We start from the raw sequence: 23,882 nt of genomic DNA on the forward strand, positions 1-23,882 counted from the left end.
TTCGTCCCGGCAGTCACGCAGTCCATCCGGCGTCGAACCGGTTCGAGTTGAAATTACTCACAACGAATCGAACCGTCAACTCTCAACGAGGTGACGGTTCGACTTGGGATTGCGCGGCGGGGCTGGCTACTTCAGCGTGCGCACGCTGGCGCGGTCGGTCAGCTGCGGGGGAACGAGCATGTGCGAGGTGGTGGTCTCGACCTGGCCACCCATGCGCTGGGTGAGCAGCCGCACCGCGGACTGCGCCACCATCTCGGGCTGGGACTCCACGGAGGTGTAGGGCAGGGCGAAGAAGTCGGCGAGCTCGGAGGAGTGCAGACTGACCACCGACAGGTCACGGGGCACCTCGAGGCCGGCCTCGTGCAGCACCGTCGGCAGCATCGCGACCGCGCCGTCGTTGTGGACCAGCAGAGCGGTGGACCCCTCGTGGCGACGCAGCAGCTCACGCAGGTCCTGGCGAATCTCGGCAGGCTCTGGCCGGCAGTAGTGGTCTACGAGGCTGACCCCGAGCCGGCGGGCACGCGCCCTTGCTGCGCGGTCGAACCGCGTGGCGAAGGTGTGTCCGGCTTGGTAGATCTCCTGCGGCCACCGCACGAAGGTGACCTTGCGGTGCCCCTTCTCGTACAGGTGGTTGACCAGCGTCTGCGCGCCGCTCGCGAAGTCCAGGTCGACCGCATCCAGGCTCGAGCCGTCGGCCATCCCGACCAGAACCGCCGGAAATCCGGCGGTCTCGATGGGGTCGACGCGCGGGTCGTCGGCCACGACGTTGAGCAGCACCAGCCCGTCGACCTGACGCCCGGCGATCGCGCTGCGCACGGCCCGCACGCCGTCGCTGTCGGTGATGAGCTGCAGGCCGTACCCGGACTCTCGCGCCGCGTCCGACAGTGCGACCAAATAGGCGGCCAACGCCGGCTGGAACTCGGAGTGGTGGAACTGCACGACCACGCCGATGTTCATCGTGCGCGCCGTGGCCAGCGCCCGCGCGCTGGAGCGCACCGAGAAGTCCAGCCGCTGGATCGCCGCATGGACCCGGTCCTTGGTCTCCTGCGAGATCGTGCGCTTACCCGACAGCACGTACGACACCGTGCTGCGCGAGACGCCCGCCTCTCGCGCAACGTCTCCGATGTTTGCCATGTGCCTCTCCTTCAGCCCGCCCCGTCGGGGCCCCGGCCCCGCCTGCCGCTGGATCGACGGGGATCACCTCGCACTGTCGAACAAGGAAGGCCAACGTCGCGAGCGCACCCTTGACCACCCGTAGACGTCAGGCTAGCGTAATCGAACCGGTTCACCACGTCCAAGGTCGGACGCGTGATTGCCGAGACGACCGGGGGCGTGTGCACCGACTGTCCAGTCACACGAGAAAGTTGGATCCAGTGGTACGACGACGTACACCGGCGCGCACGCGCCACGCGACCCCACTCCGCAGAGCGATCGGTGGCGGGCTCGTCGCCGCGCTCTCCTTCGGGACCCTCGGCACCGCCGTCGGGCTGGCCCCCTCAGCCGCCGCGGGGGTGCCCGACGACGAGCTGGTCCTGCGCTACGACTTCGAGCCGTCCCAGGTCTCCGGCGACGTGATCGAGGACCTTTCCGCCAAGGGGCTGGACGGGAAGCTGGTGAACGCCGGCAACGCGACCTTCCCGCAGGGCCACACCGACGGAAGTGCCGCGCTCGAGCTGCCGGGCGGGGCGACGGGGTCGACCACGGCGCCCTACGTGCAGATCCCCAACGGAGTCTTCGAGGGCCTCGAGGCCGCCACCATCTCCACCTGGGTCCGCTGGGACGGCGGGGCCGACTTCCAATGGGTCTACAACCTCGGCCGAGACAACAACCGGGCCACGTTCCTCACCCCGTCCTTCGGCGGCGACCCGCGCTCGCGCTCGTCGATCAAGCCGGTCAACAACAACGCCGAGGTCGGCGTGTCCAGCATCGGCAAGCTGCCGACCGGCACCTGGGTCAACGCCGTCACCGTGATCGACCAGTCCACGATCACCTACTACCTCAACGGCATCAGGGTCGGCTCGACCAACGCCACCCTCGACCTCGACGCGGTCATGCACTCCCCGACGAACACGACCTCCGGGTTCCTCGGCAAGCCCTTCTGGGGCGGGCACCCGTTCTTCGACGGCGCGCTCGACGACTTCCGCATCTATGGCACCGCGTTGGGCGCCGAGACCGTCGCCGAGCTGTACGGGCAGGCCCTTCCCACGCTCCAGGGCGTCGCCCAGACCTCGATCTCGGTCGAGACGACCAGGGGCACGGCCCCCGCGCTGCCCGCGACGGCACCCGGTGACTTCAGCGACAGGATCCAGCGCGCGGTGAACATCACGTGGGACGAGGTCGAACCGAGCTCCTACGCCGAGCCCGGACGGTTCTCCGTGAACGGCACCGTCGACGGCACCGACCAGGTCGTCACCGCGAACGTGCGCGTCACGCTCCCCGGCCAGACCACTATCGACCTCGGCGAGAGCACCGGCGCCTTCCACGGTGGCGCGTCAGGGACCCTGTACGGCCTGTACGACCAGGGCCTGCCCTCGAACAATCTCGTCGACGCGATCAACCTGCGCACCGTGGCCACGAAGGCCCAGGACGGCCCCCAGCACCCCGGCGCTGACGCGCTCGAGGTCGTCAAGCCGCTGGCCGACTCCTCCGACGGTGACGTGTACATCTACATGACCGACGTCCACCGCGGCTTCCCCTACCAGTGGCCAGGGAGCACGCCCGAGCAGAAGCTCGACCTGTACATGGAGAAGCTCGAGAAGCAGGTCGACCAGGTTCTCGAGCTGCCGGCCGAGTACCAGGACAACATCGTCCTCATGCCGTACAACGAGCCCGAGGGGAACATGTTCGGCACCGGTGAGTGGAGCTACAACCGCGTCAGTTGGCTCAACAACCCCACGGACTTCTTCGCTGCATGGGACCGCGCCTACCACCTCATCAAGACCAAGTGGCCTGAGGCCCGCATCGGCGGGCCGAATACGAGCGTTCTGTTCAACCAGGTCCACGGCTTCATGGAGCATGTCGTCGAGGCCGGTACCGTCCCGGACGTCATCGCCTGGCACGAGCTCTCCGACCCCGCCACGATCCGCAGCTCCGTCGACCGGTACCGCGGCTGGGAGGACGAGATCTTCGCCGGCACGGACCTCGAAGGCACCCACCTGCCGATCAACATCACCGAGTACGCGTTCAACTATCACACCTCGGTTCCCGGGCAGATGATCCAGTGGGTCTCTGCCCTGGAGGACAAGAAGGTCTTCGGGGACATCGCGTACTGGAACATCGACGGGAACCTGTCCGACTCCGCCGTCCAGGCCAACCGCGCCAACGGCCAGTGGTGGCTGCTCAACGCCTACGCCCAGATGAGCGGCAACACGGTCAAGCTCACGCCGCCGCGCCCGAACGTCAGCTACACCCTGCAAGGCGTGGCCACCCTCGACCAGGACAAGGCACAGGCCCGCACGATCCTCGGCGGTGCCGGCGGCGAGAGCTTCGTCTCCTACGAGAACGTGCCCACCGAGCTGTTCGGCCAGACGGTCCACGTCCAGGTCAAGGAGATCGGCTGGACCGGACAGCTCGGCGACTCCGCCAACCCGCCCACCGTCGCCGAGTACGACGCTCAGGTCAGCAACGGTGGCCTCGTCGTGCACTTCGGCGGTGAGGACGTCCCGGCCATGAACGCCGAATCTGCCTACCAGATCATCCTTACCCCCGGGGCAAACGCGTCCGCCTCCTCGACCAGTCCGACGATCTGGGACGCGACGTACGAGGCCGAGGACGCCGCCCACACCGGCTCCGGCTGGTCCCTGAACGGTCCCGAGGGTGGCCCCACGCGGCAGGGCAGCTTCTACACTTCCGGCGAGTACAACGTCGGTGGTCTTCGCACCGGGTCCAACGTCACGCTCGACTTCACCGTCGACGTCCCCCAGGACGGCACCTACGACCTGAGCGTGTTCGCGAACTCGCTCAACACCTACGGCGCCGTCCAGGAACAGGGTCCCACCAACGTTTTCCTGCGCGTCGACGGCGACGCCACCACCGAGCAGGAGATCCACCTTCCCCTCGGGTACAAGTGGGTCGTGTGGGACCACGCCGACACCACCGTCGACCTCACCGCCGGCAAGCACACCATCACGCTGGCCGCTCGCAGCCTGGACGGCACTCGGGTGACCAAGGGCGACGCCATCGTCGACAAGATCGACCTGTCCCTGGCAAACCCCAAGCACACCCAGGAGATCTACGAGGCCGAGTACGCCTCCCTCGACGGGGCCCAGCTCGACTACAGCATCCCGGGCGTGTCCGGCTCCGGCGTCGCAAGCATCGGCGCGGACCAGGCCGTGACGTTCTGGGTCTACTCCCCCACCGACGCCGGCGCCCACCTCACCGTAGACGCCACCGGCGACGGTCAGCGTGCCCTCTCGGTCAACGACCGCGAGATCACCACCCAGGACGAGGTCACCACGTTCCTGGTCGGCGGGATCAACAAGATCACCGTCCAGGGCACGGCAGGCACCACGCTCGTCGACCGCCTGCGTGTCGAGTTCGACGACGAGTCCCTGTCCGGGACCACCTACGAGGCCGAGGACGGCGAGCTCGCCGGCACCGCCCAGGTATCCGGCCTGACCCTGGCCAGCGGCGGCAAGGCCGTGACCAACGTGGGAGGCGACCCGGGCAACGCCAACACCCTCACCTTCGACAATGTGGAGGCCCCTGCGGCCGGGACGTACGCGATGACCGTGCGCTACTCCAACCAGGAACAGTCCCCGGCCACGCACTACAACCCCGACCCGCTCGCCCGCTACGCCCACATCTCGGTCAACGGCGGCGAAGTCCAGAAGGTCCCGTTCCCGCACTCGTTCCACCAGAACAACTTCTGGGACCTCACCGTGTTCGTCGACCTCGACGAGGGCAGCAACACCATCCGGTTCTCCTCCGAGGAGAAGCCCAACTTCGACGGCGTCACCTACGCCTCCGACGACTGGCCGGACGTGCTGCTGCGCTCGAAGTACGCGCCGAACCTCGACAAGATCACGATCACCCCGACCACCACGGTCGAGGCCGACGAGCTCGACGTCTCGGTCGAGGCGACGCCCCGCTGCCTGGCCGGCAGGGCCTACCTCGCAATTCGGGCGACGAACAACGAGAACGGGCCGGTGGACATCACCGTCACGACCCCTGTCGGCAGCAAGACGTTCACCGCGGTCGCACCGGGCACGGCGGCCTACCAGTCGTTCAACTCCCGCGCCACGACTCTGTCAGCGGGAAGCGGGACCTGGGAAGTCACCCGTGAGGACCGGTCCGCCACGCTCACTGCGGACTATCAGGGCACGCAGTGCGGATGATCGCGCCACAGTGATGCCCCACTGATGGCGCGGCCGGTTCAGGTGAACGTTCACCTGAACCGGCCGCGCCGCGCCGTCACACCGCCAGGCCCACGGCCAATCACCGCGGACACATGCGCCGCTGCGGGCGACCGCGCAAAACCGCTCAAAGAAGAGGGGACTTATGGACAGCGCGAGCACCAACCACATGAGTCGCCCCCGGTGAGTCCGCTCGACCACCTCGGTTTCGACGCCGACACCTGGGACAGCTGGAACGCCTGGGGTACCGGCACCACCAATCCAAATCCCAACCCCGACCCCGGCACGACCGCGCACCAGATCGTGAACGGTAAGTCGGGCAAGTGCATCGACCGCGCCGGCGGCGGCACCACCAACGGCACCAAGGCACACCTGTGGGACTGCCGCGGATACCCCTCCCAGTGGCCGAGTCCCAGATCGGGCTTCACAAGACCGAGCTCATCCGCCCCGAAGGCCCCTGGAAGGGCCTCGACGACCTCGAGGCCGCCACCTTGGACTGGGTCCACTGGTTCAACACGGAGCGCACCCACGGATCCATCGACGACCTCACCCCGGTCGAAGCCGAAGCGGCCTACTACAGCCACCACCAACGCCAAGCCGACTCGGCTTGACGCACGAAACCCAGTCCCCGGACACGCCGGGGTGACTCATAGTGGGAGGATTGTGCAAAGTAGGCTGCATATCGACGAAAACGCGAACGCCTACATCTGCATATCGGCGAAACGCTGGTAATGGCCCTGGAATGCGACTGTAATGGTGTCTGTTGGGCCATTTCTGTGCTTGGCGACAATCAGGTCCGCCTCGCCTGCACGCGGCGATTCTTTTTCATATGCATCTTCGCGATGCAAAAGGATCACAACGTCAGCATCTTGTTCGATAGATCCACTTTCACGAAGGTCACTCATTTGCGGTTTCTTGTCCCCGCGCTGCTCAGGACCACGGTTCAGCTGCGAGATCGCGATGACCGGAACCTCGAGCTCCTTCGCGAGGAGCTTCAGCGCACGCGAGAACTCCGAGACCTCCTGCTGGCGCGACTCGACGCGCTTGCCCGAGCTCATGAGCTGGAGGTAGTCGATCACGACGAGCTTGAGGTCGTGCCGCTGCTTGAGGCGGCGGCACTTCGCCCGGATCTCCATGAGCGACATGTTGGGCGAGTCGTCGATGAACAGCGGCGCCTCGGCGACCTTGCCCATCGTCGAGGCGAGCTTCTGCCAGTCCTGCTCGTCCATCTTCCCGGACCGCATCCGCGTCAGCGGAACTCGCGCCTCGGCGGCGAGAAGGCGCATGGTGATCTCGTTGCGGCTCATCTCCAGCGAGAAGATGACGGACGCCATCTGGTGGTGCACCGCAGCGTGGGTCGCGACGTTGATGCCGAGCACGGAGTTGTGCGTGGGCACCATCGATCGTCCTGCCAGGTACAGGTGCGAGGGATGGTCGACCTCGACGCAGCGCACCGGCACCGACTCGATCCGACGGACGTCGACGACGAACCGTGACGTGAGCCGCGCGGTGCCCGGACGGCGACGCTCCTTGTGGGCGAGGCGCTTGCGCTCCAGCCAGAAGACGTCGTCCTCGGTCGTGAAGGTGATCGCGTACGCCGTCGACGACGCCGCGGTCCGCTCCTTCACGGTCTTCGTCGACCACCCCGTGCGGTACCCGAGCGACAGGATGAGCTCACGCGTCTCGCGCGCGAGACGCTCGTTCGTCAGGCTGATCTGAATGCTGCCCTGCGACATGACGGTGCCATCGGTGTCGAGCAGACCCGCCAAGAGGTCTCGGCGCTGAGCCTCGCTCGCACGCAGGTAGGCAGCTGGGATGTGGTCGATCCCCGGCACACCGAGCGTGCGCAGGTCGTCCGCGTCCGGCCGCGCGACGTACCCGAGGCCTTCGATCCGCATCGCGATCTCAGGGTCGGCCGAGGTGAGCTCGGCCCGTCGGGAGCTGCCGTCGCCCAGCCACACCCCGAGTGCGTACGGGTGGATCGGGAGGTCCGCGTCGGGCAGGTCGAGCGGCGCCGCGGTGACGATGGAGTGGTTCGTGCGCTGGTCGGCCGTCGCCGTCCGGAGCGTGGCGGCGAGCTCCTCGGTCGTCCGCACGGACGACTCCGGCGTCTCGCCGGATCGCACCGCGCGCCGCTGGGCGCGGGTCGAGGTGACCCACTGGTGCTGGGCGTCCGCGACGATCACCGTGCCGTCGTCGAGCTCGACCTCGTAGCACGGGCGGTCGACCATGACCTCCGTCGCGGCGACGACGCGCGTGGGCGTCCCGTTCGCGGAGAGGAGCAGGTCACCGACGGCGACGTCACCCATCGTCGTCCAGCCCGACGGCGTCGGGAGCGGCGTGTCCAGCGCGAGCGCCTTGCCGATAGCGGGTCGCGCAGCGACGACGATCATCTGGCCGGGGTGGAGCCCGTTGGTGAGCCGGTCGAAGTCGGAGTAGCCGGTGGGGACGCCGGTCATGCCCTCGCCGCGACCCTGGGCCGCCTCGATCTCGTCGAACGTCGGGCCGAGGATCTCCGAGAGCGGGAGGTAGTCCTCGGTCGTGCGCCGCTCGGTGACGGCGTAGACCTCGGCCTGGGCATTGTTGACGATCTCGTCGACGTCGCCGCCGTCGGTCGCGTAGCCGAGCTGCACGATGCGCGTGCCGGCCTCGACGAGCCGACGGAGCACGGCGCGCTCGCGCACGATGCGCGCGTAGTACCCGGCGTTGGCGGCGGTCGGGACGCCGGCCATGAGGTCGTGGATGTACGGGGCTCCGCCGATGCGCTGGAGCTCGCCGCGCTTGGTCAGCTCGGCGACGACGGTGATGGCGTCGGCGGGCTCTCCCCGGCCGTAGAGGTCGATGATCGCCTCGTAGACGACCTCGTGCGCAGGGCGGTAGAAGTCGGAGCCACGGATCTGCTCGATGACGTCGGCGATGGCGTCCTTGGACAGCAGCATGCCGCCGAGCACGCTCATCTCCGCCGCGACGTCCTGGGGAGGCGTCCGGTCGAAACCTGACGGCCCCGGTCCCCCGTAGCTCTCCTCGAGCTCCTCGATCGACATGCGCCCCTCGCTCCCCCGAGCCAGTCACGACCCACCGAGGGACCGCGCGACCGGGACAAACCTTCGTCGTACACGTGTTCTACTGCGGGCCACCCACACGACTGTCCCGGTGGCCGCGCCTCCCGCCTCCGACAGGCACGACCCCGCGACACTAGAACGCTGTTCCACACCCTGCAAACGACCCTGTGCACGCCCGGTGGACAGCGGCCCCCGAACCTGTGGACACAGTCCCCGTCACTGTGCACACCCGGTGGAAAACGGTGTGGACAACCTCACGATCTCCCTGTGTACATCACCGCGAGCGGCCTCTGACCAGCGTCGTCACTACCCTCAGGGGTGTGGAAGAAAGAAAGTCCGACGACACGCCGACGACACGCCGGACACCGTCCGGCCACCCCGGCGACATGCGGACGCCACCGGATGCCGCGCCGCCGTCCACAGGCCGCCCCGCCCGCTCCCGGCTCGACCGGGAGATCCTCGCGCTCGCCGTCCCCGCCCTCGGTGCGCTCGTCGCCGAGCCGCTCTTCGTCCTCGTGGACAGCGCCGTCGTCGGCCACCTCGGCACCGCCCAGCTCGCCGGCCTCTCCCTCGCCTCGACGCTCCTGGTCACGCTCGTCGGGCTGTGCGTCTTCCTCGCGTACGCGACCACGGCCGCCGTCGCCCGACGCATCGGCGCGGGCCACACGCGCGAGGCGCTCCAGTCGGGCGTCGACGGCCTGTGGCTCGCCGTCGGGCTGGGCGTCCTGCTCGCCGCCACGCTGTGGACGACCGCACCCTGGGCCGTCGGAGCGATGGGCGGGACCGGCCAGGTCGCCGAGCACGCGGTCGTCTATCTGCGCTGGTCCGCGCTCGGCCTCCCCGGGATGCTCCTGGTCCTCGCCTCCACGGGTGTGCTGCGCGGCATGCAGGACACGAGGACGCCCCTGTGGGTCGCGGCCGGCGGCGCGACGTTCAACGCCGTCCTCAACGTCGTCCTCGTCTACGGCGCCGGCCTCGGGATCGCCGGGTCGGGCATCGGCACGGCGGTCGCCCAGCTCACCATGGGCGCGGTGCTCGTCGTCGTGGTGGTGCGCGGCGCACGTCGCCACGGCGCGTCCCTGCGCCCCGCAGCGGGCGGCATCTGGTCGAACGCGCGCGCCGGCGCCCCGCTCTTCGTCCGCACCCTCTCGCTGCGCCTCGCGATCCTCCTCACCGTCTTCGTCGCGACCGGGCTCGGCGAGGTCACGCTCGCCGGCTACCAGGTCGTGAACTCCGTCTGGGGACTCGCCGCGTTCGCCCTCGACGCGCTCGCCATCGCCGCGCAGGCGCTCGTGGGCCACGGGCTCGGGGCCGACGACGTCCCGCGCGTCCGCGCCGTCCTGCGGCGCACCCTGCAGTGGGGCGTCGTGGCGGGCGCCGCGATCGGGATCGTCATGGCCGCCGGCGGCTGGTGGTTCGCGCTGCTCTTCACGTCTGACCCGGAGGTACGCACCGCCGTGGCCGTCGGCATGGCGGTGTGCGGGCTCCTGATGCCCATGGCGGGGTGGGTGTTCGTCCTCGACGGCGTCCTCATCGGCGCCGGCGACGGACGCTTCCTCGCCTGGGCGGGGATGCTCACACTCGTGGTCTACGTCCCGTTCGCGCTCGCCGTCCGGCACTGGGCGCCCGACGGCGCAGCGGGCCTCGCGTGGCTGTGGCTCGCCTTCGCGGGGGTCTTCATGGCCGCGCGGGCCGCCACCACGGGCGTCCGCGCCCGCGGGACCGCCTGGATGGTCACCGGCACCACGTGAGACAGCACGAAGGCCCGGCCCCTCCGAGGAGGGACCGGGCCTTCGAGGACTGCTCAGCAGCAGATCAGGCAGCGACGACCTTCACCGCGAGGGTCGCGGAGACCTCCGGGTGGAGGCGGACGGAGACCGTGTAGTCCCCTGTCGCCTTGATCGGCTGGCCGATCTCGATCTTGCGCTTGTCGACCGCCGGGCCCTCTGCGGCGGCGACCGCGGACGCGATGTCCGCCGTCGTCACGGCACCGAAGAGACGACCGGCGGCACCGGCCTTCGCGGGCACGACGACCGGCTTCGACTGCAGCGAGTCGCGGATCGCCTTCGCGTCGTCGAGCGACGCGATCTCGCGGGCCTTGCGCGCCTTGCGGATCGCAGTCACCTGCGACTCGGCGCCCTTGGACCACGGCGTGGCGAGCTTGCGCGGGACGAGGTAGTTACGGGCGTACCCGTCCTTCACCTCGACGACGTCGCCGGGCTCACCGAGACCGGTGACCTCGTGGGTCAGGATCAGCTTGGCCATGAGTTCTCTCCCTCCCCGCTCAGCGTGCCGTCGACGTGTACGGCAGCAGCGCCATCTCGCGCGCGTTCTTCACCGCACGGGCGATCTGGCGCTGCTCCTGGACGGAGACGCCGGTCACGCGACGCGCGCGGATCTTGCCGCGGTCGGAGATGAACTTGCGCAGCAGCGCGGTGTCCTTGTAGTCGACCGACTCGATCTTGGCCGACTTCAGCGGGTTGGACTTCTTCTTGGGCTTGCGCACCACAGGCTTCGCCATGGTGTTGCTCCTCTACAAGGTGCGATCCCCGCGCGCGGCCCGCGCCGACGAGCGGCACGGTACCCGCGGGGACGGGTGTGTGTTCTGGGAGTGACGGACGATCAGAACGGGGGCTCGTCGGAGAACGAGCCACCGGACGACGCGGGACCAGCCGTGGCCCACGGGTCGTCGCTCTGCTGCTGACCGCCGCCGGAGCTGAATCCGCCGCCGGAGGCGCCACCGGAGCTGGCGCCACCTCCGTAGCCGCCACCGCCGCCGAAGCCGCCGCCGCCACCCGAGCGCTGGGCGCGGGTGACCTTCGCGGAGGCGTAGCGCAGGGAAGGACCGATCTCGTCCACCTGCAGCTCGACGACGGTGCGCTTCTCCCCCTCGCGAGTCTCGTACGAGCGCTGGACGAGGCGGCCCTGCACGATGACGCGCATGCCCTTCGTCAGCGACTCCGCGACGTTCTCCGCGGCCTCGCGCCAGATCGAGCAGCGCATGAACAGGGTGTCCCCGTCCTTCCACTCGTTCGACTGGCGGTCGAAGGTCCGCGGCGTGGACGCCACCGTGAAGTTGGCCACCGCCGCACCCGAGGGGGTGAAACGCAGCTCCGGGTCGCCTGTGAGGTTCCCGATCACCGTGATGACGGTGTCACCTGCCATGGCCAGCTCCTTCGTGTGTCGTCTGTGTCGTCGACGGCGCCGCGCGCCTCGCTCGTAACGTTCTCGCGTCGCTCATCCCACCACGCGGCGCCCACACGCGCTACGGCGTGCAGCATCCCGGTGCAGGACGGTCGAACGGGGGGACGCGGGGAGGATCAGCGAGCGTCCGTGCGCAGGATCTTGGTCCGCAGGACGACCTCGTTGAGGCCGAGCTGACGGTCCAGCTCCTTGGCGGTGTCGGAGGTCGACGTGAAGTCGACGACCGCGTAGATGCCCTCGGACTTCTTCTTGATGTCGTACGCCAGGCGGCGACGACCCCAGATGTCCACCTTGTCGACGGAGCCGCCGTCGGTCTTGATGACCGACAGGTACTTGTCGAGCGACGGGGCGACGGTGCGCTCCTCGATCTCGGGGTCGAGGATGATCATCAGTTCGTACTGACGCATGCGGATAACCCACCTCCTCTGGTCTTCGCGGTCACGGTCTCTCCGTGACAGGAGGGTTCATGCATTTCGTGCTGCTGCCGCCCGACGAGCAGACGGCAGCTCCCCAGGGTACCCGCTCGGCGCGGACGCCCGGAAATCTGCGGTGAGCCGGCGGATCAGCCTCTGCCGGGGTTGGTGTTCCCAGGGTTGCCGGTGCCGCCGCCGGAGCCCCCTCCACCGTCCGGGTTGCCGGTCTCCGTCGGGGACGGGTCCGGATCCTCCGGATCCGGGGTCTCAGGCGGCGGCTCCTGGCCCGGGTCGGCCCCCTTGGAGACGACGAGCGCGATCGTCGACCCTGGCGGGACCTCGCTCATCGACGACTGGCTGATGACGAAGCCTCGTGGTTGCTGGTCGGAGAACTCCTCGGTGATCCGCACCTTGAGGCCGGCCGCCTCGAGCTGGGCGCGGGCCGCACGGCTCTCCATGCCGACGACGCTCGGCACGGCGACGTTCTCCGGCTGCTCCGGCTGCTCGGGCTCGTCCGGCGTGACCTCCTCCGTCGCCTCGTCGGTCGGCGTCTCGGTCGGAGTCTCCACGGGCTGCTGCGGCTTCGGCGGCGTGTAGGTCGGGAACTCGCCCACAGGCAGGTTCGCCGACGCGGTCTGCATGTACGACGTCCACGCCTCGACCGGCCACGAACCACCCGTGATCTCGTCCCCGACCCACTTGCCGAACGGGGTGATCTGCTCCTGCTCGCCGTTCGGACCGGACTGGTAGAGGCCGACGACCGTCGCAAGGCCTGGGGTGAAGCCCGCGAACCACGCCGACCTGTTGTCGGTCGAGGTGCCGGTCTTGCCTGCGGCCGGACGGCCGATGGCTTGCGCCGGCTCGCCGGACCCCTGCTCGACGACCTGGGACAGGGCATACGTCGCCGCCGCCATGACGTCGGGCGCGAACTCTTGCTGGCGCTTGTCGGCGCCCGGCGCCTGGTAGACGAGGTTGCCCCGGGCGTCGGTCACGGACGCCACGATGTGCGGCGTCGCCCGCATGCCCTGCGCGGCGATGGTCGCGTAGGCGTTCGTGAGCTCGAGCGGCGTCACCGTCGCGTCGCCGAGCACGTTCGCCAGGTTCGAGCCGACGTCGGCCTTGATGCCCAGACGTCCCGCGACGTCCGCCGTCTTCTCGGGCCCGACCTCGAGGTTGAGCTCCGCGTACGCGGTATTCACCGACTGCGCGGTCGCCTCGGTGAGGTCGATGGTGCCCCAGTCGTGGTCGCCGAAGTTGCGGACCTTCCAGTCGCTGCCATTGTCCGCGCCCGGGAACGTCTTGGGCGAGTTGCCGTCGAACCGCTCATCGAGAGTGTGGCCGTTCTCGAGCCCGGCGATAAGCGTGAACGGCTTGAAGGTCGAGCCACCTTGAGCCGCACCGCGGGTCGCGTTGTTGTACTGGTTCTGCAGGAAGTCCCGGCCACCGTAGAGCGCGCGGACGGATCCGTCGTTCGGGTCGATGGAGACGATCGCGGCGCGGATGTTCTCCGAGACCGGGTTCTCGTCGCCCCGCTCGGCACGCGGGAGGGACTCGGCAGTCGTCACCGCTGCGTCCTGCATCGCTTGGTCGATCGTCGTCACGACCGTGTAGCCCTTGCTCGTCAGGTCGTCCTCGGAGATGTCGATGCCCTCGCTCGCGAGCTCCTCCTCGACCATCGCCAGCAGGTAGCCCGTCGGTCCGGCGTACTTGTCCGACTTCACGTACTCGATCGTTGCGGGGAACCCCCCGGCGATCGCCTCGTCGTACTGCGCCTTGTCGATGTGGCCGTCCTCGAGCATGTTGTCGAGCGATCGCTTCCAGCGGTGCTCGGCCTGCTCCGGGTTGTTGGCGGGGTCCCAGTTCGTCGGGCTCGGGATGATGCCCGAGATCATGGCCGCCTGCGACACCGTGAGGTCGGCGGCGTTGACGCCGTAGTACTTCTGGGCGGCGGCCTGGATGCCGTACGCACCGCGGCCGAAGTAGATGGTGTTGAGGTAGTTGCCGAGGATCTCGGACTTCTCCTGCTGCTGCGTGATCTTCAGCGCCAGGATCGCCTCGCGCGCCTTGCCCGCGTAGTCGGTCACGGTGCTGGTGTAGTACCGCTCGACGTACTGCTGCGTGAGCGTCGAGGCCCCCTGGCGTCCGCCACCCTTGAGGTTGTTGTAGAAGGCGCGCGCGATGCCGCGGACGTCCACGCCCGAGTTCGTCCAGAAAGTGCGGTCCTCCGACGCGACGACCGCGTTGCCCACGTAGTCGGGCAGCGTCTCGAAGTCGACGATCTCGCGGTTCTCGACGGCGTAGGTGCCCATCTCGGTCGTGCCGTCACCCCAGTAGACGGTGGAGGTCTGCGCGCCGACGCTCGGGAGCTTCGTGGGGACGTCCGTCGTGAACCACGCGGCGACAGCCACACCCGCCACGAGCGCCACGCCGGTGAGCATGGTCCCGACGACGACGCGCCAGGAGGGCAGCCATCGGCGGAAGCTCTTGACGTGCGAGCGCGGGTAGTTGAAGAACCGACGGCGCCCACGGGGGGTCGCCCGTCCGTTCGTCCTCGTGGATCGCGCCACGGTCTACCTTCCTCTGGGGGACAGCGGGGAAGCCGGCTCCACGTCGTTCGTGGACCTGCTCGTGGCCCGCCGCGAGCGGACCGCCTGCCCGACGGCGCGTCCCCACCTCCGGCGCGGGACGTCGTCGGGCACGGGGTCGGCACACGCCGGACCACCCTGAACAATAGGGCGTCGCCCTGTCCGGACAAGGGCCTGCGGCACGGACAGCGCGATCGTGCGCCATTGATTCGCCGCGGCGTCCCGCCCCCTCCGCGGGTCCTTCACATCTGTGGCGCGATGCGTGACACTCCCCGAGGATTGCACGACGCATCGAGACGACCTAACCTGTCGATGTATCGACTCGATACATCGAGTCACAGCGAGTCCCGCCGGGGCACGCCGGGCGAGCGTCAGGAGGTGGGATCGTGCGCAGCAAGACACCGGTGCTCGAGACCGCGATCCTCGGCCTGCTCAAGGAGTCGCCCCTGCACGGGTACGAGCTGCGCAAGCGGCTCAACCTCATGCTCGGGTCGTTCCGCGTGCTGTCCTACGGCTCGCTGTACCCCGCCCTCAAGTCGCTGGTGGCCCGCGGGCTCATCACCGGCACGGAGCAGTCCGCGGCGCAGTCGACGCTCGCGCCCGCCCTCTCGGGCAAGCGCGCGCGGATCGTCTACGAGCTGACGGCCGAGGGCAAGGAGCACCTCCAGAGCGTGCTGGCCTCGTCGGGGCCCGCCGCGTGGGAGGACGAGAGCTTCGACGTCCGGTTCGCGTTCTTCGCGCAGACCGACGCCGAGACCCGCATCCGCATCCTCGAGGGCCGGCGCACCCGGCTCACGGAGAGGCTGGAGGCGGTCAGGGAGTCCGCGGCTCGCACCCGCGAGCGGCTCGACGAGTACACGCTCGAGCTGCAGCGCCACGGACTCGAGCAGGTCGAGCGCGAGGTGCGCTGGCTCGACGGTCTCATCACCACCGAGCGTGAGCGGGGCTCCGGGCACATCCGGGGCACCGCCCGCGCGCGGTCCAGCAGCACCCCGCATCCTGCGGAACCATCCGAGCAGGAGCCCGACGGCGCGAGGCGTCCCGAGGACCCTGGAACAACGAACACCAAGGAGCGAGGATGACCTCCATCCGCGTCGCCATCGTCGGCGTAGGCAACTGCGCATCGTCCCTCGTCCAGGGCGTGCACTTCTACCGTGACGCCGACCCGAGCAGCACCGTCCCGGGCCTCATGCACGTCCAGTTCGGCGACTACCACGTGTCGAGCCTCGAGTTCGTGGCGGCGTTCGACGTCGACGCGAAGAAGGTCGGCTTCGACCTCTCCGAGGCCATCAACGCCTCGGAGAACAACACGATCAAGATCGCCGACGTCCCGCCGCTCGGCGTGACCGTCCAGCGCGGCCCGACCCTGGACGGCGTCGGCAAGTACTACGCGCAGACGATCGAGGAGTCGGACGTCGAGCCGGTCGACGTCGTCGCCGCGCTGCGCGAGGCGCAGGTCGACGTCCTCGTCTGCTACCTGCCGGTGGGCTCCGAGGAGGCCGCGAAGTTCTACGCGCAGGCCGCGATCGACGCGGGCGTCGCGTTCGTCAACGCGCTGCCCGTCTTCATCGCGTCCGACCCGCAGTGGGCCGCGAAGTTCGAGCAGGCCGGCGTCCCGATCGTCGGCGACGACATCAAGTCCCAGGTCGGCGCGACGATCACGCACCGCGTGCTCGCCAAGCTGTTCGAGGACCGCGGCGTCGTGCTGGACCGCACGTACCAGCTCAACGTCGGCGGCAACATGGACTTCAAGAACATGCTCGAGCGCGAGCGCCTGGAGTCCAAGAAGATCTCCAAGACGCAGGCCGTGACCTCGAACCTCGAGGGCCCGCTCGGCGGCAAGAAGGAGGACCGCAACGTCCACATCGGGCCGTCGGACTACGTCGCGTGGCTCGACGACCGCAAGTGGGCGTACGTGCGCCTCGAGGGCCGCGCGTTCGGCGAGGTCCCGCTGAACCTGGAGTACAAGCTCGAGGTGTGGGACTCCCCCAACTCCGCCGGCATCATCATCGACGCTGTCCGCGCCGCGAAGATCGCCAAGGACCGCGGCGTCGGTGGCCCGATCCTCTCGGCCTCGACCTACTTCATGAAGTCCCCGCCGGTCCAGATGGAGGACACGAAGGGCCGTGCGCAGCTGGAGGCCTTCATCGCCGGTGAGGTCGAGCGCTGACCAGCGCGACCGAAGGGTCGAGCGCTGACCTGGCGCGCATCGCAGGTTGAGACGGGCGAGGCCCCTGCCGATGATCGGCAGGGGCCTCGCTCGTGCGCTGGTCGTGCGGTGCGTCAGGCGCAGGGGCTGCCCGCGTCCCAGGCGCCGTGCACGTCGGTGCCGGGCCGGGACCCGGTGGTCCACCACTGCGCCGTGTAGTTCACGCCCGCGCGGGTGACGACGTCGCCCGCGGTGTAGGTGCGGCCCGCGTCCCACGCGTCGCCGCAGGCGGGTGCCTCTCCCGCCGGGGCGGTGCCGGCACCGCCGATGGCGCGCCAGGGGCCGTCCGGCTGGCCGGGCTCCTGGTTCCGCGTCCACCAGGCGGCGCGGTACTCGACGCCGTCGTGGTAGACGACGTCGCCCGTGACGTAGATGCCCGACGCGTACCAGGGGGCCGCCGCGTCGGCGGGGACGAGCGGGCCGGGGGTGGCGGACTCGAACGTGGCGCGGAGGGTCCCGAGGAGCTCGTTGTCGTCGTCCCCGGCGAGGTCCCAGAAGTAGCCGCCGCCGTAGCCGCTGGTGGCGAGGTACTCGGCCTTGGCCGCAACGGAGCGCGGCGTGTCGGTGCTCCACCACTCGCCGTCGCCGTAGAAGTAGCCCTGCCCGGCGACCTCGTCGTAGTACTCCGAGAGTCCCTTGGCCTTGATCTCGGAGTAGTAGGTGAACGGGAGGGAGCCGTCGGCCGCGGCACCGGGTGTCGGGTCGATGACGTTCTTCCAGCCGTACCCGTACGCGGCCATGCCGAGCACGAGCTTCTCCTTGGGCCATCCGGCGGCGTGGTAGGCGCCGAGGACACCGTCGGCGGCGAGGCCCCAGTTGGCGGGCTCGCCCGTCGTCGGGTCCTCGTAGACGTGCAGGTTGCCCTGGTGGCCCGTCCGGGTGGTGCTCCAGTCGCCGTGGTAGTCGTAGCCCTGGACGTTGATGAAGTCGAGCGCCTCGACGAAGCGCGGGTCGAGCCAGCCACCGGAGGTGCGCGGGGCCCAGCTGGCCGGTGCGAAACCGGTGATGAGGTAGTCCTCCCCCGTCTCGGTGCCGAGCTCGTCGAGCTCGGCGCGCAGGAGCTGCGCGAACCGGACGAAGTTCTCCGCGTCCTCCTCGGGTCGCGGCGTGGGGTGCTCGCCGGTCGCGCCGGGCCACTCCCAGTCGAGGTCGACGCCGTCGAAGATGCCCGCGGCGACGCCGTCGCCACCCTTGGTGCCGTTCTCCGCGTCCTGGACGACAGGAAGGTTCCCGCGGAAGTACACGTCGAGGCAGGACTCGACGAGCCGCTCGCGGTTCTCGGCCGTCGAGACGGCGTCGGAGAAGTTGTCCGACCACGTCCAGCCCCCGAGCGAGATGAGCACCTTCAGGCCCAGGTTGGCCTCCTTGAGCTTCTTGAGCTGGTGGAAGTTGCCCGCGAGCGCCTGGTCCGCGGTGTCGGCGACGCCGTCGACGGACTGCGCGGCGGGCTTGAGCTGCACGTAGTCGTTGAGGGGGTCGCCCTCGAGCCCGCCGTCGACAGGGTCCTCCCGGTCGGTGATGTCGCAGACCAGGTCGGTCGTGACGTTGCCGAACGCATAGTTGAGGTGCGTCAGGTCGGACGCCGCTCCGGTGCTCTGGAGGTCGGCGACCTGGTAGCCGTCCTCGTTGCCGGCGTCCCACGCGGGGTAGTAGCCGACGGTCTTGTAGCCGTTGACGCCATCTCCGCCGGCGGTCGCGGGTGCGGCGTGCGCCGCCCCGACCGTGCCGGCGACGAGCGCCGCCGTCGCTACGAAGGCGAGCCCTGCGGCTGCCGTCCTGGGGGTTCGTGTCATTCGAGAATGCCTCGCTGCTTCTCCGGGCCCGGCCACTGCGGCGGGTCGTGACAAAAACGCAAAGGTAACCTTCCTAATCATTGCTGCCCAGGGGTTCCCAGGATGCGAGAACGGCACGTCGTGCTTCCCGGCGGCCGACGACGGCCCGGGAGCCCGTGGCGACCGCCTAGGGTTGGGGGGTGAGTGTCGTCGCCGAGCTGCGAGCGCTGCTGCGGCTGCGCGGGTTCCGCAGGCTGTTCGCCGTCCGCCTCGTCTCGCAGGCCGGGGACGGCATGTTCCAGGTCGGCCTGGCGTCGCTGCTGTTCTTCTCGCCCGAGTCGCAGGGCACCGCGGCGGCGATCGCGGGCGCGTTCGCGGTGATGCTCGCGCCGTTCACGATCGTGGGCCCGTTCGCCGGCGTGTTCCTCGACCGTTGGCAGCGCCGGCAGGTGCTCGCGTGGGGCAACGCGGTGCGCGTGGTCATCACGCTGGGCATGGCGGTGCTCATGCTCTCGGGCGGTGTGAGCGGGTGGATCTACGCGCTCGGTCTCGCGGCGCTCTCGGTGAACCGCTTCCTCCTCGCAGGTCTGTCCGCGGGCCTGCCGCGCGTCGTCGACGGCCCGCTGCTGCTCACGGCGAACTCCCTGACGCCGACCCTGGGCGCCGGTGCGGCGTTCGTCGGGGGCGGGATCGGGTTCGTCCTCGGGCTCGCGTTCGAGCCGGGCCGGGTCAAGGACTCGTCCGCGCTCGTGTGCGCGGCGCTCGTCTTCGGGGTGGCATCGCTGCTCGCGCTGCGCCTCGGCCGGACGCAGCTCGGCCCGGAGCGCCCCGCCGAGTCGGCGATCCGGTCGGAGATCGTCAAGGTCGCGCGCGGCCTGGCCGACGGCGCCCGGTACCTCGTCGCGCGCCGCACCCCGGGCCAGGCGCTGCTCGCGATGGCCACCCACCGCTTCCTCTACGGCGTGGTCTTCATCGCCTCGATCCTCATCGCCCGGAACCTCCTCGACGCGGGGAACCAGACGGCGGGGATGGCGACCTTCGCGATCGTCGTCGGCCTGACGGGCGCGGGCGGTGCGGGCGCGATGGTGCTCACGCCCATGCTCTCCCGGTACACGGGCCCGCAGGTGTGGATCGCGATCATGCTGCTGCTCGCCGCGGCGAGCCAGCTCCTGCTCGTCACGACGCCGTCGCGCGTGGTCGTGTACACGGGCGCCGCCCTGCTGGGGCTGGCCGCGCAGGGCACCAAGATCGCGGTGGACACGATCGTCCAGCGCGACACCGACGACGAGTTCCGCGGTCGTGCCTTCGCGTTCTACGACGTCCTGTACAACGCGGCGTTCGTGGGCGCGGCCGCGCTGGCGGCGTTCACGCTCCCCGACACGGGCTGGTCGCGCGGCGTGTTCGTCGTGCTCGCCGTCGCCTACGCGCTCGCCGCCCTCGTGATGTGGACGCGCGGGGCACGGACGCCGTCCGAGGTGGGGTTCGCCGTCGGGCACGACGGCGCGCGCCCGGCCTCCGAGGCCGCAGCACCGGACCAGGACTCTGCCACCGACGGCGGCGTCCCGTCCGCGCGACCGAGCGCCTGACAGGCCCAGCCGCCCGACCAGGCTCGACCCAGGGTCCGTCCCGGCGCGGCCACGGCGTTCTGCTGTCGGCAGCACCGATGAGTCCGCGTGCGAAAAGAGGTCGTCACGTCGGACGGGAATAACGCAGGATGGTGGATGGTCGTACAGGGTACGGATCGGTGCGGCTGGACCGCGCCGATCGTTCCCGGCCACCCGACCTCCCCGTGGCCCACCGACCGAGAACCGACACCGTCGTCGCGTGCACCGCACGCGACTCCCGTGCTGCCCCCACGCAGCCCGCCCTGCCCCGACCGGGTCGAACCTGAGCCCGGGCCGCCACCGACGCGAGCGGAGACACCCCGTGACAGCCTCCCCCACCCACGACACCTCGGCCCCCGTCGACCGCCTCCCCCGGGCGGACTTCCTCGTCATCGCGCTGCTGCTCGGCTCCGCGTTCGTCGTGATCCTCAACGAGACCACCATGAGCGTGGCCCTGGCACCGCTCATGGCGGACCTCGGCATCACGGCGAGCACAGGGCAGTGGCTGACGACCGCCTTCATGCTCACGATGGCGGTCGTCATCCCGGCGACCGGGTTCCTGCTCCAGCGCCTCGGCACGCGCGGGGCCTACCTGCTCGCGATGTCGCTGTTCAGCGCGGGGACGCTCCTCGCCGCGGTCTCCCCGGGCTTCGCGTGGCTGCTGACCGGACGCGTGGTGCAGGCGTCGGGCACCGCGATCATGATGCCGCTGCTCATGACGACGATCATGACGCTCGTGCCGCCCGCCATCCGCGGCAAGATCATGGGCAACATCTCGATCGTCATGGCCGCCGCGCCCGCGCTCGGCCCGTCGATCTCCGGCCTCATCCTCAACTCGCTGAGCTGGCGGTGGGTGTTCGGCATCGTGCTGCCGATCGCGGTCCTCGCGCTGGTCCTGGGCTTCCTGTACATCCGGGATGTCGCCGACCGTACGCACTCGCGCCTCGACCCGTTCTCGCTCGTCCTCGCGGCGTTCGCGTTCGGCGGGCTCGTCTACGGGCTCTCCAGCATCGGCGAGGCCGCGCGCCACACGCCCGTCGTGCCGCCGGCCGTGCCGATCGCGTTCGGTGCGCTCGCGCTCGGCGCGTTCGTGTGGCGTCAGCTCGTCCTCCAGCGGGAGGACCGTGCGCTGCTCGACCTGCGCGTGTTCACGCACCGCGGGTTCAGCGTGCCGCTCGGCATCATGGCCGTCGGCATGGTCGCGATGTTCGGGTCCCTCATCCTCCTGCCGCTGTTCCTCCAGGACGCGATGGGCCTCGAGCCGCTCGCGACCGGCCTCATCGTGCTCCCCGGCGGGCTCCTCATGGGTCTGCTCGGCCCGACCGTCGGCCGGCTCTACGACCGGGTGGGCCCGCGTCCGCTCGTCATCCCCGGCGTGAGCGTCGTCGCCGTCGCCCTCGCGGCGTTCACGACGATCCACGCGGACTCGTCGCCGTGGTTCGTCCTCGCGCTCCACGTCACGCTGAGCCTGGGCCTCGCGTTCATGTTCACACCGCTGTTCACGTCCGCGCTCTCGGCGCTCGAGCCGCACCAGTACTCGCACGGCTCCGCGTCGATCGGCACGGTGCAGCAGCTCGCCGGCGCCGCCGGGACGGCGATGTTCGTCGCCGTCATGACCTCCCGCTCGATCGCCTACGGCGAGTCCGGCGCGTCGCCGCAGGTCGCGCTCGCGGAGGGCGTCGGCGACGCGTTCGTCTGGGGCACGGCCGTCATGCTCGTCGCGGTGGGCCTGTCGTTCCTCCTGCGCCGCCCGGCGCCGCAGGACCACGGCCAGGGCCACGGCCCCGCGCAGGACCGGACGCAGGACGCGCCGGTCGAGGACGCGCGCACGGAAGACGTCACGGTCGAGGCTGCCCTCGCCACCGACGACGTCTGAGCCTTGCCGGGTCGCGCGCCCGCCCGGAGGCGACGCGACCGCCGAGGGCGAGGCCGGGGGGGCGGTCGTGGCGGGTCTGGCGGGAGCGGCGCGAGGAACGAGCGGCGCGGATGGTAGACCCGGCACGACCGCCCCGGAGGTCTCGACCGGACCGACGCCGGGCGCATCCCGCCCGGAGGTCTCGCCCGGACCGACCGGGACGCGCGTCGCCGCTCAGGAGGCGGACGACTCCGGCTGCTCGGCCCACCATCGCAGCAGGTCCGCGCGCGCCGTCTCCTCGTCGACCGGCCCGCGGTCGAGGCGCAGCTCGAGCAGGTGCTTGTACGCCCGCCCGACGACCGGTCCCGGCCTGATCCCGAGGATCGCCATGATCTGCTGGCCGTCGAGGTCCGGGCGGACGGCGTCGAGCTCCTCCTTGGCCTGGAGGTCGGCGATGCGCCGCTCGAGGTCGTCGTAGGACTCGCGCAGGCGCTGCGCCTTGCGCCGGTTCCGCGTCGTGCAGTCGGCCCGCGTGAGGCGGTGCAGCCGCTCGAGCAGCGGGCCGGCGTCGGTCACGTAGCGACGCACCGCGGAGTCGGTCCACGCACCGTCGCCGTAGCCGTGGAACCGCAGGTGCAGCTCGACGAGGCGCGCGACGTCCTTGACGACCTGCTTGTCGTACCGCAGCGCCTTGAGGCGCTTGGCGACCATCTTGGCGCCGACGACCTCGTGGTGGTGGAAGCTCACGCCGCCCCCCGGCTCGAAGCGCCGCGTCGGCGGCTTGCCGACGTCGTGCAGCAGCGCGGCGAGGCGGAGCACGAGGTCGGGGGCCGGGACCGCGCCGTCGCGCCCGGTCTCCTGGGCGATCGCCTGGTCGAGGACGGTGAGCGAGTGTTCGTAGACGTCCTTGTGCCGGTGGTGCTCGTCGATCTCGAGCTTGAGCGCGGGGAGCTCGGGCAGCACGTGGTCGGCGAGCCCCGTGTCCACGAGCACCTCGAGCCCGCGACGCGGGGACGACGCGCACAGCAGCTTCGACAGCTCGTCCCGCACGCGCTCGGCGGACACGATCTCGATGCGCTCGGTCATGAGGACGAGCGCGGCCAGCGTCCCGCCGTCGACGTCGAACCCGAGCTGGGCAGCGAAGCGCGCCGCGCGCATCATGCGCAGCGGGTCGTCGTCGAACGAGCGCTCGGGCGCGATCGGGGTGCGGAGCACGCGGCGCGCGAGGTCGCCCAGACCGTCGAACGGGTCGACGAACGTCATCTCCGGGACGCGCACCGCCATCGCGTTGACGGTGAAGTCCCGGCGCGACAGGTCGCCCTCGAGCGTGTCGCCGAACGCGACGACGGGCTTGCGCGACGTCGGGTCGTACTCGTCGGTGCGGTACGTCGTCACCTCGACGACGAGCTCGCCGCCGGGACCCCCGCGACCGAAGCGCTTCGCCCCGATCGTGCCGAACTCCTTGCCGATGTCCCAGTGGGCGTCGCCCCAGCGGGCCAGGATGGCCTCGCTCTCGTCGGGCGACGCGGAGGTGGCGAAGTCGAGGTCGTTGCTCGCCCGCCCGAGGAACGCGTCGCGGACGGGCCCGCCCACGAGCGCGAGCTCGTGACCGGCGGCGCGGAACGCCTCGCCGAGCTCGATCGCCGCAGGTGCCATCTCGGTGAGGACGGCGAGGGCGCGGCGCTGGAGCTCGAGCGACTGCGACGTCGGCTGGGGCGTCGGCTGGGGCGACGGAGGCTGGGGCACGACACCCAAGCCTGCCAGATGCGACGCCCGCACCGGGGAGCCGGTCCCGGGGAGCCGACGTCCACTCGGTAAAGTTGG

General features: G+C 70.1%; 16 protein-coding genes. 7 read left to right on the plus strand and 9 right to left on the minus strand.

Going from position 1 to position 23,882, the window contains the following annotated elements:
* Positions 1-126 precede the first annotated feature (126 nt).
* Positions 127-1,134 (minus strand): LacI family DNA-binding transcriptional regulator, encoded by a 1,008-nt coding sequence (locus JN535_RS00195; protein ID WP_205200945.1) that lies wholly within the window; start codon positions 1,132-1,134, stop codon positions 127-129.
* Between the two features lie 239 nt (positions 1,135-1,373).
* On the opposite strand from JN535_RS00195, the gene JN535_RS00200 reads away from it, so the two are divergent.
* Together JN535_RS00200 and JN535_RS00210 are read left to right on the plus strand one after the other, a co-directional pair.
* Positions 1,374-5,336 (plus strand): LamG-like jellyroll fold domain-containing protein, encoded by a 3,963-nt coding sequence (locus tag JN535_RS00200; RefSeq protein ID WP_205200947.1) that lies wholly within the window; start codon positions 1,374-1,376, stop codon positions 5,334-5,336.
* A 419-nt stretch (positions 5,337-5,755) separates the two neighbouring features.
* Complete coding sequence (locus JN535_RS00210; RefSeq protein ID WP_205200948.1) at positions 5,756-5,965, plus strand: integrase core domain-containing protein; 210 nt, start codon at positions 5,756-5,758, stop codon at positions 5,963-5,965.
* Positions 5,966-6,055: 90 nt separating this feature from the next.
* Here the strand turns inward: JN535_RS00210 and dnaB are convergent, their stop codons facing one another.
* Positions 6,056-8,398 (minus strand): replicative DNA helicase, encoded by a 2,343-nt coding sequence (gene dnaB / locus JN535_RS00215; RefSeq protein ID WP_205200950.1) that lies wholly within the window; start codon positions 8,396-8,398, stop codon positions 6,056-6,058.
* Between the two features lie 404 nt (positions 8,399-8,802).
* On the opposite strand from dnaB, the gene JN535_RS00220 reads away from it, so the two are divergent.
* Positions 8,803-10,167 carry an MATE family efflux transporter gene (locus JN535_RS00220; RefSeq protein ID WP_205200952.1) on the plus strand — a complete coding sequence of 455 codons (1,365 nt, stop codon included), beginning with the start codon at positions 8,803-8,805 and terminating at the stop codon, positions 10,165-10,167.
* A gap of 64 nt (positions 10,168-10,231) precedes the next feature.
* Here JN535_RS00220 and rplI read toward each other — a convergent pair whose 3' ends face one another.
* From rplI to JN535_RS00245, 5 genes are all read right to left on the minus strand, one after another.
* Complete coding sequence (rplI, locus tag JN535_RS00225) at positions 10,232-10,681, minus strand: 50S ribosomal protein L9 (protein WP_205200953.1); 450 nt, start codon at positions 10,679-10,681, stop codon at positions 10,232-10,234.
* A 19-nt stretch (positions 10,682-10,700) separates the two neighbouring features.
* Positions 10,701-10,937, minus strand: a complete 237-nt coding sequence (rpsR, locus tag JN535_RS00230) for a 30S ribosomal protein S18 (RefSeq protein ID WP_021481584.1) — start codon at positions 10,935-10,937, stop codon at positions 10,701-10,703.
* A gap of 101 nt (positions 10,938-11,038) precedes the next feature.
* Positions 11,039-11,581 carry a single-stranded DNA-binding protein gene (locus JN535_RS00235; protein WP_205200955.1) on the minus strand — a complete coding sequence of 181 codons (543 nt, stop codon included), beginning with the start codon at positions 11,579-11,581 and terminating at the stop codon, positions 11,039-11,041.
* Between the two features lie 155 nt (positions 11,582-11,736).
* The gene (gene rpsF / locus JN535_RS00240; protein WP_172819989.1) at positions 11,737-12,027 is read right to left on the minus strand and encodes a 30S ribosomal protein S6; all 291 of its coding nucleotides are present in this window, start codon (positions 12,025-12,027) and stop codon (positions 11,737-11,739) included.
* Positions 12,028-12,182: 155 nt separating this feature from the next.
* Positions 12,183-14,600, minus strand: coding sequence for a transglycosylase domain-containing protein (locus JN535_RS00245; RefSeq protein ID WP_205200957.1), 2,418 nt, complete (start codon positions 14,598-14,600; stop codon positions 12,183-12,185).
* Positions 14,601-15,004: 404 nt separating this feature from the next.
* Between JN535_RS00245 and JN535_RS00250 the strand changes: the two genes are divergently transcribed.
* Together JN535_RS00250 and JN535_RS00255 are read left to right on the plus strand one after the other, a co-directional pair.
* Positions 15,005-15,700, plus strand: a complete 696-nt coding sequence (locus tag JN535_RS00250) for a PadR family transcriptional regulator (protein WP_205200958.1) — start codon at positions 15,005-15,007, stop codon at positions 15,698-15,700.
* A complete protein-coding gene (locus JN535_RS00255) occupies positions 15,697-16,788 on the plus strand; it encodes an inositol-3-phosphate synthase (RefSeq protein WP_205200960.1) in 1,092 nt (363 codons plus the stop codon). Before JN535_RS00250 ends, JN535_RS00255 begins: the two co-directional genes overlap by 4 nt.
* Positions 16,789-16,901: 113 nt before the next feature.
* Here JN535_RS00255 and JN535_RS00260 read toward each other — a convergent pair whose 3' ends face one another.
* Positions 16,902-18,620, minus strand: coding sequence for a glycosyl hydrolase family 18 protein (locus tag JN535_RS00260; protein WP_205200962.1), 1,719 nt, complete (start codon positions 18,618-18,620; stop codon positions 16,902-16,904).
* A 179-nt stretch (positions 18,621-18,799) separates the two neighbouring features.
* Here JN535_RS00260 and JN535_RS00265 point away from each other — a divergent pair, with 179 nt between their 5' ends.
* Both JN535_RS00265 and JN535_RS00270 read left to right on the plus strand, forming a co-directional pair.
* A complete protein-coding gene (locus JN535_RS00265) occupies positions 18,800-20,185 on the plus strand; it encodes an MFS transporter (protein WP_205200964.1) in 1,386 nt (461 codons plus the stop codon).
* Positions 20,186-20,525: 340 nt separating this feature from the next.
* The gene (locus JN535_RS00270) at positions 20,526-22,079 is read left to right on the plus strand and encodes an MDR family MFS transporter (RefSeq protein ID WP_205200966.1); all 1,554 of its coding nucleotides are present in this window, start codon (positions 20,526-20,528) and stop codon (positions 22,077-22,079) included.
* Positions 22,080-22,292: 213 nt separating this feature from the next.
* Here the strand turns inward: JN535_RS00270 and JN535_RS00275 are convergent, their stop codons facing one another.
* Positions 22,293-23,804 (minus strand): CCA tRNA nucleotidyltransferase, encoded by a 1,512-nt coding sequence (locus tag JN535_RS00275; protein WP_205200968.1) that lies wholly within the window; start codon positions 23,802-23,804, stop codon positions 22,293-22,295.
* Positions 23,805-23,882 lie beyond the last annotated feature (78 nt).

It is taken from the genome of Cellulosimicrobium cellulans, from assembly GCF_016921195.1.
Classification (GTDB): domain Bacteria; phylum Actinomycetota; class Actinomycetes; order Actinomycetales; family Cellulomonadaceae; genus Cellulosimicrobium; species Cellulosimicrobium cellulans_F.